Source organism: Lysinibacillus sp. NPDC048646, from assembly GCF_050272295.1.
Taxonomy (GTDB): domain Bacteria; phylum Bacillota; class Bacilli; order Bacillales_A; family Planococcaceae; genus Lysinibacillus.
Genome location: NZ_JBNNLZ010000015.1, coordinates 41,571 through 59,748, shown reverse-complemented (window position 1 = coordinate 59,748; position 18,178 = coordinate 41,571). Strand labels below are relative to the sequence as shown.

The following is an 18,178-nucleotide window of genomic DNA, read 5'->3' as shown; positions in this document are numbered from 1 at the left end:
AGTAAAGTCTGTGTAAAACCGTATGATGGCAATTGAACCTAACCAAGTCACTTTCACTACACACAAGTGTTGGGTAATAATTCGAGACCACCCGAGCAGTCCTGATCTTCACTTGAGCGGTACTTGTCACCACCCGAGCGATTCTGACCTGCACCTGAGCGGTACTTGTCACCACCCGAGCGGTTCGACGCTTCACCTGAGCGATACTTGTCACTACCCGAGCGAGTCTGACCTGCACCTGAGCGGTACTTGTCACTACCCGAGCGATTCTGACCTGCACCTGAGCGATACTTGTCACTACCCGAGCGAGTCTGACCTGCACCTGAGCGGTACTTGTCACTACCCGAGCGAGTCTGACCTGCACCTGAGCGGTACTTGTCACTACCCGAGCGAGTCTGACCTGCACCTGAGCGGTACTTGTCACTACCCGAGCGAGTCTGACCTGCACCTGAGCGATACTTGTCACTACCCGAGCGGTCCTGACCTGCACCTGAGCAATACTTGCTGTTACCCGAGCGTTCGGGCTTCACCTGGGTAATGCCTGTTACAAATTAAGCGTTGGTTAGCCCTACAAACAAATAAAAACGCACCCTCAAGATGAGGATGCGTTCTTCAATTTATATAGTCAACATATAGTAGACACCGACTGCCAAAAATGCGATGCAGACAACAATTAGTATTTTTGCTAATTTTTCCATCTCATACCACTCCTATGCAATACTTGCCCCAATAACGAACGATAGACCGACTGAAATGGTGAAGGAAATGAAGCCAACCGAGCGATTGTCATTAGCAATTTCCTGATCTACATTAAAACGCGGTGTCATAAATTCAAATAAAAAATATGCCACGATTAGTAATGTAAAACCAAAAAGCCCCCAACCAATCATTTCACTCAATGTACTATGGCGTGCAATCGAGTAGCGAAAAATATTACAAATTCCCAATATTTTCCCACCAGTTGCAAGAGCCACTGCAACATTTCCATTTTTAATTTCTTCCCAATTTTTATATTTCGTAACGACTTCAAACAATGCCATCGAGACGACTAAACATAAAACAACAACACTAAAATATCCTGCCGTTTCGATAATTGGATATCGCCAAAAGCTAGAATTTAGCATTTTCTCCGTCCCCTTTACCTCATTTATTCGTTCCTCGTACCAAGTGCTAGATGTCGCTTTCTGTCTCTTCAACGCATGCAAATACAGATGTCTGGACGCCTCATATTACATGGTAACGGTTTATCCATTCAATAGCTTAACAACAGCAACAAACAAGTACGAATACACACTTCTCATCTATTTCAATTCTACAACCGTGACACCCAAGCCACCTTCCCCTGCCTCACCAAAGCGGTAAGATTTTACGCGTTTATGCTTTTTCAAGTAGCTTTGAATTCCTTGACGCAATGCACCTGTACCTACACCGTGGATAATTGATACTCGCCCATAGTTGGCAAGTAACGCATCATCTATATATTTTTCAGTACGAAGAATGGCATCCTCAAATCGTTCCCCGCGTAAATCTAATTCTAATTTGACATGGCTATCGCGGTTCTTCACGCCAGCAACCCGATGAACAGGTTCTTTCTCAGGTTTAATGTATTCAAGGTCACCGTCCGCAATTTTCATCTTCAAAATGCCCAATTGCACTACCCACTCAGTATTTGATACTCGTTCTAGTAAAGTACCTCGTTGACCATAGCTTAACACCTTTACCTCGTCCCCGACAACTAAGTTTTGCGTACGGGCCTTTACTTGTGCTGCTTTTTTTAACACTTTATTGTTTTCAAGTGGTGTCGCTTCCTCCAAGCGTTTGCGCGCTTCAATCAGCTCATGTTCTTTAACGACCTGATCAGCATTCTTACGCATTTCTCGAAGCTCCGCGATGATAGTTTCTGCCTCTCTTTTGGCTTCATCGACAATTTTATGCGCTTTTTCCTTTGCCTTTTTGTCGAGTGCTTCTTTACGCTCTTCGTAGGCTTTTAGCTTGTCCTCTAGCTCTTTTCGTAAGGCCTCTGACTCTAACAGTAGATCATGAGATCGTTCTGCATCGTCCTCTGATTGACGTCGCGTCTCTTCAAGAGAGGCAATCATTGATTCAACCTCATGGCGGTCAGTGCCTGTAAAGCTTTTCGCACGATCAATAATGGACTCGGGTAAACCAAGCCGGCTTGAGATTTCAAACGCATTGGAGCGGCCTGGCACACCGATAAGTAAGCGATAAGTTGGGCTTAGCGTTTCAATATCAAATTCCACACTTGCGTTTGCCACACCTGGACGATTATAACCATATGCTTTTAATTCAGGATAATGCGTTGTTGCCATTACTCGTGCTCCACGACCATGTACTTCATCTAATATTGAAATTGCGAGAGCTGCCCCTTCTTGTGGATCAGTTCCTGCACCTAATTCATCGAAGAGAACAAGTGATTCGTGGTCAAATTTTTGCAAGATGTCGACGATGTTCACCATGTGAGATGAAAAGGTTGACAGTGATTGCTCAATCGACTGCTCGTCACCAATATCTGCAAAGAGTTGCTCAAATACGGCAAGTTCCGAGCCATCTAATGCGGGTACTGGTAAACCAGCTTGCGCCATTAATGTACATAAACCAACTGTTTTTAAAGTAACGGTTTTACCGCCTGTGTTTGGCCCTGTAATAACAATCGCAGTAATGTCTTTACCAAATTCAATATCGTTTGCGACCGCTATTTCACTTGGAATTAGTGGATGGCGTGCTCGCACAAGTCGGATATAGCCGTCTTTGTTCATTTTCGGCATCGTGCATTTGTTTGCTTGACCGTATTTCCCCTTAGCTAAAATAACGTCGATTTCACCTAAAATTCTTACTAAATTAAATAGATCTGGTGCAACTTCCTCCACCATAGCACTTAGAGCGTGTAAAATGTGTTCAATCTCCACTTGCTCCTTCATTTTGAGACGATGAATTTCGTTGTTCGCTTGCACAACAGAATCCGGTTCGATGAAGAGTGTTTGGCCTGAAGACGATTGGTCGTGCACAATGCCGCCATAATGATGGCGATATTCCTGTTTGACCGGAATTACATAGCGATCATTTCGAATCGTCACAAGTGCATCAGAAAGCATTTTAGTGGCATTGCTACCACGTGTAAGGCTTTCTAATTTTGAACGTACTTTAGCCTCCTCTGAACGGAGTGATTGACGTATCGTACGCAGTGTCTGACTTGCAGCATCTAATACTGTGCCATTGTCATCAATGCAGTTATTAATTTCATGTTGCAAACCTGATAAAACTGGCATTGCGTCTTTCTTGGCAATGAAATGTGGAATTTCAATCATTTCATCTGACTCTAAATCCTCAATGAAGTTACGAAGAATACGGCTTGCTCGAATCGTACTAGATACTTCCATTAATTCAATTGCTGACAGCATGCCACCGATTTGTGCACGTCTTGCTGCAGGGCGTACATCGAAAATACCGCCCATCGGCACATTGCCTTTGACACGTAAAATAGACAAACCCTCATCCATTTCTTCTAATAATTGCACGACTTTTTCAAAGTTCGTTTGTGGCACAAGCTCATCAATGGCTAACTTGCCAATGGAAGACGTACAATGTGTTGCCACTTGCTGGCGTACTTTATCATATTCTAGTGTTTTCAATGCGCGTTGTGCGATCACTGAGAACACCTCCTCAGCCTATTTATTTCGTCGAATGAACGCCTCAAACTGTTCACGCGTCCATGTATTGACAATCATATCTTTTTTCAACCATGCTTTGTTTGCATAGTGCACACCGATATCCATAAAACGTAAATGAGAGCTATCATGAGCATCGGTATTTATCGCCACAGGTACACCTGCTGCTACTGCCATTTCTAAATGCTCGACACACAAATCGAGACGATATGGATTAGCATTTAACTCTAAAATTTTACCATATTCTTGAGCCCATGCAATTAGCTGTGCCATATCTGGATTATAGCCAACTCGGTCTTCAATAATGCGACCAGTTGGATGGGCAATCATATGAACATAAGGATTTTGCATCGCTGTATGTAACCGTGCCATGATTTTATCCTGTGCTTGTGTGAAACTAGAGTGTATAGAGGCAATAACGAAATCTAACTCTTTTAGTACATTGTCTTCAAAATCTAGCGAACCGTCTGGCAAAATATCCATCTCTGTTCCGGCATATAAATAAAAGTCTGGATGCGTTTCGTTAAAAGCTTCAATTTCTAAACGTTGCTTCATTAATCGTTCAGGCGTTAAACCATTAGCCACCTTTAAATACTGTGAGTGATCGGAAATAACGCTATATTGATAGCCACGTGCAATTAATGCTTCACCCATTTCTGCAACGGAGTACGCACCATCTGACCACGTCGTATGCATATGCAAATCAGCTACAATTTCGTCAAGCTTTACTAAATCCCTAATTTCTTCTGTCCGGTCAAATTCCGTTGTCCCTGTACGTAAGCTAGGTGGGATAAAAGGTAGATCAAAATGCTTAAAGAATGCCGCTTCATCCGAAAATGTCAACACAGAACCATCAGCCTGTTCTACACCGTACTCACTTATTTTCTCACCACGTGACTTGGCAATTTGACGCATACGCACATTATGGTCCTTCGAGCCTGTAAAATGATGCAAAGCTGTTGCATACTCTGAATCCTTCACTAATCGAAAATCGACACTAACTGGCTCTTCAAAATCTAAAACGACAGAAATTTTCGTATCACCCGCTGCCACTACCTCTTGTATGACGAGTGCACGCAGTAATTTTTCACGCACAGTCTCAATTGCTTCAGTTACAACGATAAAATCGATATCTTTACTTGTTTCTGATGCACGACGGAAACTCCCAGCAACAGAAAAACGTTCCACTTCTTCCATACTACCGAGAAGTGCTTCAATTTGTAAAACGACAGGCTCCAATTGCCAAATCGGCAAGCGCTCCGAACGATTTGCAAAGTTCGCAAGCTCTTTTAAAATCTTTTCTTCTGTTTTTGCCGCAAAACCTGCTAGCTCGCGCACCTTACAAGCCTCACATGCCGCCTTTAAGCTTTCGGCTGAGTCGATGCCTAGCTCTTGATGAAGCTTGGCAATTTTTTTGCCACCTAAACCTGGCAGCTTCAGCAACGGAAGTAATCCTTTCGGCACAATGTCTTCTAATTCTTTTAAAAGACTCGATTCGCCTGTTACTATAAGATCCTCAATAACTGCAGCTGTGCCTTTACCGATGCCCTTTAGTTTCGTGACCTCCTCCATTTCGCTCAGTGAACGCTCGTCCCCTTCGAGTGCCGCCGCAGCTTTTCGGAAGGCAGAGACCTTGAATGGATTTTCGCCCTGTAATTCCATGTACAATGCAATTTTTTCAAGTGTACGAATAATTGTTTTTTTGTTCATTGGAAGTTCCTCCTATCGTAAAAACACTTCCCTCAAGTCCGAGAGAAGTGCATAATTTGCTATTGCCTATCAATGACACCAAAACGCAGTTGTACCTGTCGCCTTGCTTTCGGTTTTAGAAAACATACTACAGACACTTTGTTGCTACACCGCTTTCACATTACGATGAGTGGAGATAAATATACCACCAGTTTTGGAACATCTTCGTGATAATCGGTGTATGCTCCAATATGAGCCCGGATAAAAAAGATTTAGACATTAGATTTTGAACCATATCAATTGGCAACAACGCCAGTATATACAACAGAATAAACATAATTAAATAATTTTCAATCATGCCAAAAACTGCACCAAGCCAACGATTCAAAGTACCTAAAACAGGTAAATAAGCAATAAAATCAAATATTGATGCCACAATCTGTAATGAAATCTTCACAGCAAAGAAAATAACTGCAAACGCAACTACTCGGTAAAATGTGCGGTCTAAATCCAAGCTATCGATAACTACTCCAAGACTTCCCGAATCCGTTACGCCTGGATATGGCACCCAAAACACAAATTTCTGTGCTAATGGCTTATAATAGATATACGCAACAATGAGGGCAACTACAAAACTGACAATATGCATCATCTGAACGATAAAGCCACGTTTTGCCCCAATAATTAGTCCGCCCAATAGCACTAGTAATATGATTAAATCTAGCATTCACTTCAACCCTTTAATTTTTTCAATTCTTCTTCTAGTAATTCCATTTGCTCTTTTAAGAGTAAATAATCGTGTACCGTATTTACTGCTGTAAGGACGGCAAGCTTCGCGCTATCAAGTGATGGATTATGTAAATTCATTTCGCGCATACGGTCATCAACAATCGAAGCGACAAGTCGCATATGTCCAATAGATTCAGAGCCGACCATTTTATAGGTATGACCATATATTTCCACAGAAATTTTATTTTTTTCTTGATTTTCCATAGTCGCACCCTCCAATAGAATCTTTTTGCTCACGATTTTATTCAGTAGTGAGCAACGTCCACACAAAAAAGCTATTTATTATCATACCATGAAAGGTATAAAATTGTGAACAATGAGGACAGAAAGGAACGGTTAAATGTCAAATATTGTACTTTTAATTTCAACAAATATTCAAAAAGAGGTGATATCTTTTTACGCAAGCAATTTTGTGGAGCGTAAAGCACCAGGTGTGGTATTCGCAGCCAAACTACCAGATACCGCAATAACCTTATATAAATCAGGCAAATTAATGTTTCAAGGAGGCGGTGCAGACCGAGAAGCCGCACGTTGGGGCAATAGCCCGGGAATCGCGAGTGCACCAAAATCCTCATCTATCGGAGCAAAGGGCGACGTGCTCCCAGAGGGTTTTGCTTCAATGTCCGTTCTAGGCTCTGACGAAACTGGCACTGGCGATTATTTCGGCCCAATTACCGTTGCGGCAGTTTATGTGCCCGCTTCAAAGATCGAATTAATGAACGAGCTAGGCGTCAAAGATTCAAAAATGCTAACGGATGACTATATGCGCCGAATTGCACCGGATTTACGTGCAGCATGCGTACATAGCGTACTTATCTTGCGCAATGAAAAATATAACGCATTACAAGCAAAGGGCTACTCACAAGGCAAAATGAAAGCCATGATGCACAATAAAGCACTAGGACATACGTTGTCTAAAATGACACCGGAGAAACCTGAGCATATTCTCATTGACCAGTTTGCTGAGCGTGGGGTTTATTACAATTATTTAAAGAATGAACAAGAAATTGTGCGAGAAAAAGTGTTGTTGTCTACCAAGGCCGAGCAGCTTCATGTGTCTGTAGCAACGGCTTCCATCTTGGCACGTGCAGCCTTCTTAAAAGAAATGGATCGACTAAGTGAGCTTGCAGGCATAGAACTGCTGAAGGGGGCTTCTGGAAAGGTAGATGCATTAGCTGCACGAATATGGCGTGGACAGGGTGAAGAATTTTTACGCTCCATCACTAAATGGCACTTCGCAAATACAGAGAAGGCAAGAAAAATAAAATAAAGTTCACTTTGTTCTGGAGATAAATTAATGCTTCTCCCCTCATAAAACCTAAGATAGAACCTGGTTTAATAAACAACATTAAAAACAAGGGTGTCACATCATTGTAGACCCCCTTGTTTATGCATTAATATTTAAATTGCTGAATCGTTTGTTGTAGATTTTCAGACATTTCAGCGAGAGCTTCAGCTGACGATGCGATTTCTTCCATCGAGGCAAGCTGTTCCTCTGTTGCAGCGGAAATATTTTGTGCGCTTGCTGCGTTTTCATTCGTACGCTCAAGCACAATTTCGATTCCGTTTGCCACTTCATCAGAGTGAAGAGAAATGACCGTTGCTGCTTCTGAAATCCCTTCAATTTCTTCTGTCACTTGCTGCACATTACTACGAATTTCCACAAACGACTGCCCTGCAATAGTCGTCACGTCTATTCCCTTTACAACCTCTGCTGTTCCAATAGCCATTGACTCAACAGCTAGTTTTGTTTCCTTTTGAATATAAGATATGATTTCTTTTATTTGCAGTGTTGACTGGGCAGATTGTTCTGCTAGCTTTCTTACCTCATCCGCAACAACTGCAAAACCTTTTCCATGCTCACCTGCTCGTGCCGCTTCAATTGCTGCATTCAATGCCAACAAGTTTGTTTGGTCAGCAATTTGCGTAATGGCTTCAACAATGTGACCAATTTCTTGTGAGCGATTGCCTAATGTTTGAACAGTATTTTCAAGCGTATGCACCGTTTTTTGAATCATATGCATCTGCTCAATTGCCGTTTGAATGGTTTTATCACCAACACCCACTGCTTCCATCGCTTTTTTTGACATCACGTTGACTGTGTCAGCCTTATCTGAGATGTGTTTAATAGACGAAGACATTTCACGAACAGCACTTGTACTTTTATGGATGGTTTCAGCCTGTGCATCAACGGTTTCTGCAAACATCTGAACGGATTCGACAATTTGAGTAGTTGCCCGTTTATTTTCTCCTGTACTTGCTGTAAGCTGCTCTGAGGATGTGGCTAGCAGGTTTGATTTTTCACCAACATCACCAACAACTTCGCGTAAGGAACTAATCATTTTATTGAAAATAATCGCTAATTTGCCATGCTCATCATTTGTTTTTATTTCGATAAAATTACGTAAATCACCATCACCCACTTGCCCAGCTACAGTAGCTAGTTGCTTCAATGGACGGATAATCGAACGAATGATAATGCCCCCCATTACGCCACCAATAACTAACGCAATCGCAATAACTAGCAAAGTTGTTTTAAATATTGGTGCTGTGACAGCTGATACATCTGCCATATCCATGGTACCGATAATTTTCCAACCTGTTAGTTTATTCGTTACAAAGAATACTTGGTACTCCTTGCCATCTTCTTCTATATTAAATTGACCTTCATTCTTGCCTTCCATCTTTTCTACATAGGAATCTTTGAGCGCCTTCCCAACTTCTGAGAAGGGATCCGCAATACTAACATTGTTGGCGTTTACTAACGACGCATAGCCATTTTTACCAATTTTTACCGTATTTACAAGCTCGGAAATTCCCTCTAAATTCAGCCCAATCGAAATAACCCCTGAACCGTCCTGTAAACCTGCTGAAACTGATAATATTAATTCTCCTGTAATAGATGATTGATATGGATCAACCATGACACTCTTGCCTGTCGACTCTATTGCCTTTAAATACCATGGTCTCGTAAATGGATTATAATCTGGTTCAGACTCGGCATATGGGGAGCGTAAAAATTTGTGCCCTTCCATTGCTAAATTGACAACGGAAACACTGCTATGTAGCGCATTATATTTTTCTATTTCCTTTAATAGCTCGGCATCTTGCCAATCCTTATTAAAATAAGCTGCCAAATATTCGGCATCATCAAGAATGGGTGCTATTTCTTCTGAAATTAACGAATTTATTAAATTTACATTTTCGCGTGAGTTATTACTCAATTCTGCTTGATATTGATTGGCCGCCTTCATGTATGAGAATGTTCCAATTGCAAAACTTGGAATTAAAAGCGCCAATGTAAATGCCCATATTAATCGAGCACGCACGGATAAGTTTCCTTGTTTTCGATGATTTTTCAAAATGCTTATCTCCTCTTACTAAAATTTTCTATCCAGTTTCTACTATACACACAATAAATACTAAAGATTTATTTTTTGTTATTTCTAAATATTATTAAAAACTAAAAATGTAATAGTTATTTGAATTAACTTTAAAAATAGTTTTTCTATAAAGAAACACGAACATTTTTGCTAGGAGCGTAAGGCGGCGACGTGACGAAGGAATCGGCTCGGTGCTTGCCCTTCCACCTGTAGCGGAATATACCTATGTGATATGAACAATTACTTTATTTTCTTTGATAATATTCGCCTTTATTGATATGAAAATTGATTTATTTAAACAAATAAAAAAGCTGCCTCCATGATTCTGAGACAGCCTTTGAATAGTCATTTAGAATTAACGTACTTCTGTGCCTTCAATTGTAGCGATGGCTTTTAATACTTTATTGTGTGCTGCGACAACCTCTTCGTCTGTTAGCGTACGTTCTGGGTCGAAGTACGTTAATGAGAAGGCAACTGACTTTTTGCCAGCTTCCATTTTCTCACCTTCATATACATCGAATATACGAATGTCTTTTAACAGTTTCACACCTGCCGAGTGAATAACAGCAACAACTTCTCCAGCCGCAGTCGCACTATCCATCACAAGTGCGATATCACGAGACATAGCTGGGAATCGTGGCACTGGTTTATAACCTAGTGGTGCTTCGTTTGTAGTAGCGTCCAGTAAAGCTACTACGTTCATTTCCATCACATACGTATCTTTCACACCCCAAGTTTTTTGCTCAGCAGGGTGTAACCCTCCAATAATGCCGACTTTTTCGCCGTCTAATAGGATGCTTGCTGTACGGCCTGGGTGTAGACCGTCTACTTGTGCTTTGACGAAGGAAATACGTTGGGCAAGACCAAGCTTACTAACAACCCCTTCAACAATTCCTTTTAACACGAAGAAGTCTACTTCTTTTTTCTCCCCTTGCCAAGCATGGTCTAACCATTTACCCGTTAGAACTGCAGCTACATGCTCTTCCTCATAAGGTTGACCTTGTGCTGATTGACCGAGGAACACAGAGCCAACTTCATATAATGCCACACTGTCCACCTTACGTGCTACGTTATATGCAGCGGCCTCAATTAAATGTGGAATTAAGCTCTGACGAAGCGTTGAACGATCTTCACTCATTGGCATTAATAAACGCGTCACTGGTTCTGCTTTTAAGGCAAAGCGTTGTGATAATGCTTCAGAAGTTAATGAGTAGGTTACTGCTTGATAAAGGCCTACACCCTCCATATAGTTACGTACTACGCGACGGTTTGCTTGATAAGGTGTTAGGCTTCCTACTTGGTTCGCACCCTCTAGTAATGTCATTGGAATTTCATCGTAGCCGTAAAGTCGTGCGATTTCTTCCACAATATCCTCTTCAATTTTAATATCCTGACGACGTGTTGGCGCATCAATAATTAATAATCCATTTGCCGCCTCTACGCCAAATTTTAAACGCTCTAAAATGGACAGCATATCTTCTAATGAGATTTTCATACCTAGACGCTCATTGATAAAATCTGGCGAAACAACGACACGTTCTGGTGTTTTATCTAATTCGTCCACGATGCACGTACCTTCTAGCACTTCACCACCAGTTAATTCAGCAAGTAATGCCGCTGCGCGTTCGGCAGCAGGTACAACGCGGTTTGGATCGACACCTTTTTCAAAGCGAGCTGATGCATCTGAGCGAAGGCCAAGGTTACGTGAAGTTTGTCGAACGCTTAAACCTTCAAAGTAAGCAGATTCAATAACAACTGTTGTTGTAGTTTCTGTGACTTCCGAGTTCGCACCACCCATTACGCCTGCAATAGCTACCGGTTCTTTACCATTTGTAATCACTAAATCAGTCGCTTTTAATGTACGCTCTTGGTCGTCTAAAGTAGTGATTTTTTCACCTTCTGTTGCTTTACGTACAACAATTTCACCTGTTGCAAGGCTGTCGTAGTCGAATGCATGAAGCGGTTGGCCATACTCCATTAAGATGTAGTTTGTCACGTCGACTACATTATTGTGTGGACGTACGCCAGCTGCCATTAAGCGGTGTTGTAACCACATTGGTGATTCTGCAATTTTTACGTTTTTCACGACTTTTGCCACATACATTGGATTCGCATGTAAATCTTCTACGCGAAGTTTTAACACGTCCCCTGCTTTTTCAGATGATGTGTTGTATGCGATTTCTGGATATTTCACTTCTTCCGAAAGAATGGCACCGACCTCATACGCTACACCCAGCATAGAAAGTGCATCCGAGCGGTTTGGTGTTAAACCAAGCTCTAACACAGTGTCACGTAAACCTAAAAGTGCAAGTACATCAGCGCCCACTTCTGCCTCAGCAGGTAACACGTAAATGCCCTCTGCATAAGCTTTTGGCACGAGCTTACCTTCAATACCAAGCTCTTGTAATGAACAAATCATACCGTTCGATTCATGACCACGAAGTTTTGCTTTTTTAATTTTAATGCCACCTGGTAAATGTGCACCTGGGCGAGCAACAATGACTTTCTGACCTGCATCAACGTTTGGCGCACCACAAATAATTTGTTGTGGCTCAGCTTCACCAACATCTACTTGGCAAATATTTAATTTGTCTGCTTCAGGATGTTTTTCTTTGGATACGACATAGCCGACAACCACTTTATCCATACCGCTAGCACGGTCGATTACTGCGTCTACCTCAATCCCAGAGCGCGTAATTTTTTCTGCTAACTCTTCAGGCGCTAAGTCCTGTGTGCTTACATAATCTTTTAACCATTCTAATGATACTAACATTTTATGTCCCCCTTACGCCTCTGTTCGCTCGAATTGTGATAAGAAACGTGTGTCACTTGTATAGAAATGACGAATATCGTCGACTCCATATTTTAGCATTGCGATACGCTCTGCACCGATACCGAATGCAAAACCAGAAACTTTCTTCGGATCATAGCCTGACATTTCTAGTACTCTTGGATGCACCATACCTGCACCTAAAATTTCAATCCAGCCAGTACCTTTGCAGATTTTACAACCTGAGCCACCACACTTAAAGCAAGAAATATCCATTTCAACAGAAGGTTCTGTGAACGGGAAGAAGCTTGGACGTAAACGAATTTCACGGTCTTCACCGAACATTTTTTTCGCTAAAGTATCTAAAGTACCTTTAAGATCACTCATTCGAATATTTTCGCCGATCACAAGACCTTCAATTTGCATGAATTGGTGTGAGTGCGTTGCGTCATCATTGTCGCGACGGAAAACTTTCCCCGGGCAAATGATTCGAATTGACTCACCTTTTTTCGCTTCCATCGTACGCGCTTGCACAGGTGATGTCTGTGTACGTAATAATATTTCCTCGGAAATATAGAATGAATCTTGCATATCACGAGCAGGATGACCTTTTGGTAAATTTAGTGCCTCGAAGTTATAATAGTCTTTTTCCACTTCAGGCCCTTCTGCAATTTCGTAGCCCATGCCGATAAATAAATCTTCAATTTCTTCGATGACACGTGTTAACGGATGACGGTTGCCGACTTTAATTTCACGTCCAGGTAATGTGACATCAATCGACTCACTGGCTAATTTTTCAGCAATCGCTGCTTCTTCCAAAACAGTCACCTTTGCTTCCAGTACCGCTGTTACATTTTCACGAACAGTGTTGACTAAAGCCCCCATTTTCGGACGTTCCTCAGCAGATAATTTCCCCATCCCTTTTAATAGATCAGTGATTGGTCCCTTTTTCCCTAAATATGCTACACGCACATCATTTAAATCTTTTAAATTTCCTGCTGCTTCAATTTTCGTCAGTGCTTCTTGCTCTAACTGCTTTAATTGCTCTTCCATGTGTTGAATCCTCCTTGTTCATGTAAATGCCCGCTTGCGCGAATGACACAAAAAAAACCTCGCCCCTAAAAAAGGGACGAGGACATATTCGCGGTACCACCCTAGTTATTGCACGATAAAAACCGCACAATCACTTCATTGCCATAACGACTCGATTGAAGCCGGCATACCTTTACAGCATTTCGCTGGTCCCGGTAGCTGCTCGCGGGCTGAATTCAAAACTGCATTGGTACGGCGCTGGCTCTCAATCTCCGGCCTACGCTCCCTGTCGTCCATTCACAATCTTTACTACTTCCCGATCATAGCATTTTCGTATACATGATTACATTTAAAAGTGATTATACAATAATTAGCTGTTACATTTCAAGGGAGATATGCCCATTAACGGCGATATTGTCGGTTTTATCGGCGATTTCTTCTCTTCTAGCGGCGATTTAAAAGCGATTACTTCACAAACTCGTACAAAACAATGCCTGTGGCAACAGCTACATTTAATGATTCAGCTTGTCCAATTATTGGAATGATAATATTTTGATCTGTCATTGCTAATAACTGTGGATGGATTCCACTACCTTCGTTACCCATCATGATCGCAAATGAACCGTTATGCTGAATATCACTATAAATAACAGCATCTTCTTCCAGTGCCGTTCCAAATACTGGCACACCATTGTCCTGAAGCAAATCAATCCAATCCTCTAAATCCCCGCGTACTACAGGGACATGAAAATGTGAACCCTGCGCAGAACGCAGCGTTTTGGGATTATATAAATCTGCGCAACCCTTGCCAAGTATAACTGCGTCCAGACCTGCTGCATCTGCTGTACGAATCATTGTTCCAATATTACCTGGATCCTGCACCGCATCAATCAATAGCACCTTGCGCCATGAAGCCATCGTCTCTTCTTCTACAACTGGCTGTTTACAAACCGCAAAAACACCCTGTGATGTCTCCGTTTCTGCAAACTCCTTCGTCACAGCCGCTGTCACTTCCACCATTGACACATTATCAATCGGCCAGAGCATCGGCAAATCGACACCCTCACGCACAATTAGCTGTAGCACTTGGTCATTATTTTTCAAGGCTTCCTCCACTAAATGGAAACCTTCCACTAAAAACTCACCTGAACGCTCACGTTCTTTACGTGTCGTCGCTAACTTCTTCCAATATTTCACTAACGCATTTTGCGTAGATTCAATTCTCTTCATCGTTCTCGTACCGCCTTTTTCCTATTTACTGCTCATTATTATACCTTAGAAAATGGGGGAATTCATAGTCAGGGATAATAAAGAGTCTTATATTTACTTGCAACTTCAGCATAATAAATTATTAATTGTTAGTTTTACACAAACAATTAATAATTAATGCTGCTCATTTCAATTAAATCAGCTATGATTATTTTATAAATAATATTATAGGGTGAAAATAAATGAAAAAAAACGTACATGTTGTTGGTGCAATTATTGAAAATGAACACCGAGAAATCTTTTGTGCCTTAAGAAGTCCAAATATGACATTAGCAGACTATTGGGAATTTCCTGGAGGTAAAATTGAAGTTGGAGAAACACCAGAACAAGCATTAGCTAGAGAAATCATTGAAGAATTCAATTGTTCCATTAAAGTAGGTGTAAAAGTAGAAGATACTACGTACGATTACGAGACTTTTATTGTACGCTTAGAAACATATAAAGCACAGCTATTATCAGGTGAACCTATTGCATTGGAACACGCAGAAACTAGATGGGTTCCTCGTAATCAACTACTTGAACTTAACTTTGCTCCTGCTGATATCCCTGCAGTTGAAAAAATCATTAATGAAAAAGAAAATTAGTATTGATCAATTTTTTCTCTACAATTTTACTAATAAACAAAACTGAATGATCTAAAAAAATCAAAAAATTTTAACTTTTACAATTGCTATTATTAGTGACGGTTGACTAGCTTTTTGAGTATGGTCTTCTCTATTTGAGAAGACTATACTTTATTTACAAATTCCCTATATAGTTTAACAGGAACCTCATTCACCAACTCAATTTTGACTGTAATTGGTCTTTCTCCTTCATGTGCGACCGCATCACCTTTCCCAATATAAATATAAGGCTCTGTTTTGCCATCTATTTCTTTATACTTCCTTACAAATAAGTGAAGGTGAATACCTCTATTTTTATTAAAAATAATATTCGGTCCTTTTCCAGAATTCGAATTGGTCTTATTAGGGGTTTGCCATTGGAAGTGTCTTTCATCTAGAAATTTATCATCATAATTTAGATGCTCTTCAACATCTTCCCCCTTATGTAAATCAATATATAGAAAGTAATTGTTTCCGTTGGTAATTAACCCTGAACCACGAAATGAACTATGAGTTTTTCGGTAATTAGATAATAATGCAGCATCTACCATCTGATATTGCTCATACAACTTAAAATGCGGAATTCCGTAATATTCAATTCCAAATTCCTTTTCATAACGGATAATCCCATAAAGAATAATATCTTCAATATAGTTAAGATATTCAGCTTTATTAAGCAGTGAATTAAATAGGGGTGTTTTGAAAAGCTTTTGATTTTCAAAATAAAACAACTTTGTATTATTCTTTTTCTGACTACTATCATAATAATCTTGATTTAAAACTTCAAAGGCATGGAGAACACTATCATCATCAACATTTTTTACGTGCTTTAAAATTTCACGTTTAGCAGTTTCTAGTGAAATCTCTTTATGCTCTAAGAGATAGCTCATGATCACATATTCAAAAACTCTTTTTAATGGTAACTTACTTGATAATTCCCTCAAAGCACCTTCAAAAGTGGCATTTTCTAATAACGTTTTCAGATCATTATTCTTCTCTGTTTTCGCTATGAAGCTTAAATAGGTTTTTTCACGTTTAATAAAGCTAATAGGATCTGGTGCGCCATCATACTTAAGATAATCCAATAAGAAGTATGGAATTCGTCCCTGATTTAACTTCTTAAATTCAAAATACTCTTCCTTTAAATACTTCATGGAGTTGAAGTTCTCCTGATCAATTTGCAATAATATGCGTTCTTGTGATATTCGATCCATTTGTATATGCGTGCAACCCGGTATGTTAGGAAAACCAGTAGTAACTGCAATCTTCAAACTCTCTTTGTCATAATTTCTACTCCCATTAAGTGCTAAAGCAATCAAAAATGCTTTATTATGGTTTCCAATAAAGTCGAGTACCGTTAAAAAATTCTTATCCTTGTATTTTCTAAGTCCTCTTCCTAATTGCTGAATAAAAACAATTGGAGAATTTGTTGGCCTTAGCATCAACACTTGATTTACAGAGGGAATATCGACGCCCTCATTAAAAATATCAACTGTAAAAATAAACTCTAACTCATCTTGGTCATCCTCTAATCTAGTAATATAAAGTTCCCTTTTATCTGATCGATCATCACCTAGTAACACACTACTCTTATAGCCTCTTTTGTTAAATTCCATTGCCATATACTGAGCATGTTCACGGCTAGTGCAGAACCCCAGGCTCTTCCTCTTTTCGCCATCATGACCATAAAAGTTCATCTTATCGATAATATAATCTACTCGTTCATTTACCTTTAATCTCTTTGTAATTTCATCTATATTCGTTAGTGAAACATCACTTAAGTCGACTCCTTCAATATCCGTGATTCCAAAATAATGAAAAGGAACCACTAACTCGTCCTCTAATGCCTCTTGGAGACGAACTTCCAAGGCCACATTATTATCGAAAAGATCAAAAACATTGCCACTATCACTCCGTTCAGGTGTAGCTGTCATCCCAAGTATAAATTTAGGCTCAAAATAATTTAATACACTTTGATAAGTAGGACTTGTAGCATGATGAGCTTCATCTACTATCAAATATTCAAATTCATTATTTTTAAAATCATTGTAACACCTTGAAATAGTCTGGATTGTTGCAAATACATAATCAAATTTTTTCTGCTTATGATTCCCTGTTAGTAATCCAAAAGTTAACCCCTCATTTGGAAGTAGTTTCTCAAAAGTCTCTTTTGCTTTTTTTAAAATTTCTTCTCTATGTACAATAAATAGTAGCTTCTTTGGTTGATAGCTTTTCACATCAAAGGCTGACATATAGGTTTTCCCTGTACCGGTTGCAGCGATCACCAATGCTTTTTTCTCACCAAAGTTTCTTAGTCTCTCCAGATTCTCCATCGCACGTTTTTGCATACGGTTTGGGATAATATACTCTTTATCTTCATATATTAATTCCGAAGTCAAATATAATTTTTTTAAATTCTTTATAAATTCTTCATATCTATTAATAAAACCTTGATCAATGAATACACTGTTATTCCAAATCTGATCATACTCTTTTAATACTTCCTTAATAAAAATGGCATTTTCTTTTGCAATAACCTCAACGTTCCACTCAATATTGCTCTTTAGAGCACTTTGGGTAATATTTGATGATCCAATAATAACCCGATAATAATCAGGATATTCAAAAATATATGCTTTAGTATGAAAACCAATCTCCTTATCCGTAACAAAAACCTTGAGCTCAATATTATTAAACTCTTGAATTTTTTCTAAAGATTTCGGTTCAGTAAAATTTAAATATGTGGAAGTGATGATCCTCCCTTTAACTCCTCTTTGCTCAGCTTCTTTTAAAGGATCCAACAAGAGTTGAAGTCCACTAAAATTAACAAACGCCACACTAAAATAGAATCCAATACAATCTTTCATTGATTTTACTATTTCTGCTAGCAAGTTCGTTTTGTCTGAATTAACAATTAACCTTTTCTCATATTGCATTGGATAACCCCTTCAATTAGTA

Annotated in this window: 13 protein-coding genes; 2 read left to right on the top strand and 11 right to left on the bottom strand. The window is 39.9% G+C overall.

Translation table 11 applies throughout. The annotated features are described in order from the left end of the window. Window positions 1-56 precede the first annotated feature (56 nt). The 6 genes from ACQKII_RS15960 to zapA all read right to left on the bottom strand — a co-directional run bounded on the left by ACQKII_RS15960 (window position 57) and on the right by zapA (window position 6,368). Window positions 57-530 carry a hypothetical protein gene (locus ACQKII_RS15960; RefSeq protein WP_427460855.1) on the bottom strand — a complete coding sequence of 158 codons (474 nt, stop codon included), beginning with the start codon at window positions 528-530 and terminating at the stop codon, window positions 57-59. A gap of 180 nt (window positions 531-710) precedes the next feature. Beyond that, the gene (locus tag ACQKII_RS15955) at window positions 711-1,124 is read right to left on the bottom strand and encodes a DUF350 domain-containing protein (RefSeq protein WP_010860124.1); all 414 of its coding nucleotides are present in this window, start codon (window positions 1,122-1,124) and stop codon (window positions 711-713) included. Window positions 1,125-1,301: 177 nt separating this feature from the next. Next, entirely contained in the window at window positions 1,302-3,668 is a 2,367-nt protein-coding gene (locus ACQKII_RS15950) for an endonuclease MutS2 (RefSeq protein WP_427460853.1), read from the bottom strand. An 18-nt stretch (window positions 3,669-3,686) separates the two neighbouring features. After that, window positions 3,687-5,396 (bottom strand): DNA polymerase/3'-5' exonuclease PolX, encoded by a 1,710-nt coding sequence (polX, locus tag ACQKII_RS15945; RefSeq protein ID WP_427460851.1) that lies wholly within the window; start codon window positions 5,394-5,396, stop codon window positions 3,687-3,689. A 160-nt stretch (window positions 5,397-5,556) separates the two neighbouring features. Beyond that, window positions 5,557-6,102, bottom strand: coding sequence for a CvpA family protein (locus ACQKII_RS15940; RefSeq protein WP_427460849.1), 546 nt, complete (start codon window positions 6,100-6,102; stop codon window positions 5,557-5,559). 5 nt (window positions 6,103-6,107) lie between these two features. Continuing rightward, window positions 6,108-6,368: a cell division protein ZapA gene (zapA, locus tag ACQKII_RS15935; RefSeq protein ID WP_054767279.1), complete on the bottom strand. Its 261-nt coding sequence runs from the start codon at window positions 6,366-6,368 to the stop codon at window positions 6,108-6,110. A 136-nt stretch (window positions 6,369-6,504) separates the two neighbouring features. On the opposite strand from zapA, the gene rnhC reads away from it, so the two are divergent. Beyond that, window positions 6,505-7,434 carry a ribonuclease HIII gene (gene rnhC / locus ACQKII_RS15930; protein WP_427460847.1) on the top strand — a complete coding sequence of 310 codons (930 nt, stop codon included), beginning with the start codon at window positions 6,505-6,507 and terminating at the stop codon, window positions 7,432-7,434. Window positions 7,435-7,558: 124 nt separating this feature from the next. Here rnhC and ACQKII_RS15925 read toward each other — a convergent pair whose 3' ends face one another. The 4 genes from ACQKII_RS15925 to ACQKII_RS15910 form a co-directional block, all read right to left on the bottom strand. Next, window positions 7,559-9,526 carry a methyl-accepting chemotaxis protein gene (locus ACQKII_RS15925; protein WP_427460845.1) on the bottom strand — a complete coding sequence of 656 codons (1,968 nt, stop codon included), beginning with the start codon at window positions 9,524-9,526 and terminating at the stop codon, window positions 7,559-7,561. Between the two features lie 376 nt (window positions 9,527-9,902). Further along, the gene (gene pheT, locus ACQKII_RS15920) at window positions 9,903-12,320 is read right to left on the bottom strand and encodes a phenylalanine--tRNA ligase subunit beta (protein ID WP_427460843.1); all 2,418 of its coding nucleotides are present in this window, start codon (window positions 12,318-12,320) and stop codon (window positions 9,903-9,905) included. A 12-nt stretch (window positions 12,321-12,332) separates the two neighbouring features. After that, a complete protein-coding gene (pheS, locus tag ACQKII_RS15915) occupies window positions 12,333-13,370 on the bottom strand; it encodes a phenylalanine--tRNA ligase subunit alpha (protein WP_427460841.1) in 1,038 nt (345 codons plus the stop codon). A gap of 444 nt (window positions 13,371-13,814) precedes the next feature. Continuing rightward, window positions 13,815-14,579 (bottom strand): TrmH family RNA methyltransferase, encoded by a 765-nt coding sequence (locus tag ACQKII_RS15910; RefSeq protein WP_427460839.1) that lies wholly within the window; start codon window positions 14,577-14,579, stop codon window positions 13,815-13,817. A gap of 221 nt (window positions 14,580-14,800) precedes the next feature. Between ACQKII_RS15910 and ACQKII_RS15905 the strand changes: the two genes are divergently transcribed. Next, window positions 14,801-15,202: a (deoxy)nucleoside triphosphate pyrophosphohydrolase gene (locus ACQKII_RS15905; protein WP_427460837.1), complete on the top strand. Its 402-nt coding sequence runs from the start codon at window positions 14,801-14,803 to the stop codon at window positions 15,200-15,202. Between the two features lie 143 nt (window positions 15,203-15,345). On the opposite strand, the gene ACQKII_RS15900 is transcribed toward ACQKII_RS15905, so the two are convergent. Further along, window positions 15,346-18,156 carry a DEAD/DEAH box helicase gene (locus ACQKII_RS15900; RefSeq protein ID WP_427460835.1) on the bottom strand — a complete coding sequence of 937 codons (2,811 nt, stop codon included), beginning with the start codon at window positions 18,154-18,156 and terminating at the stop codon, window positions 15,346-15,348. Window positions 18,157-18,178 lie beyond the last annotated feature (22 nt).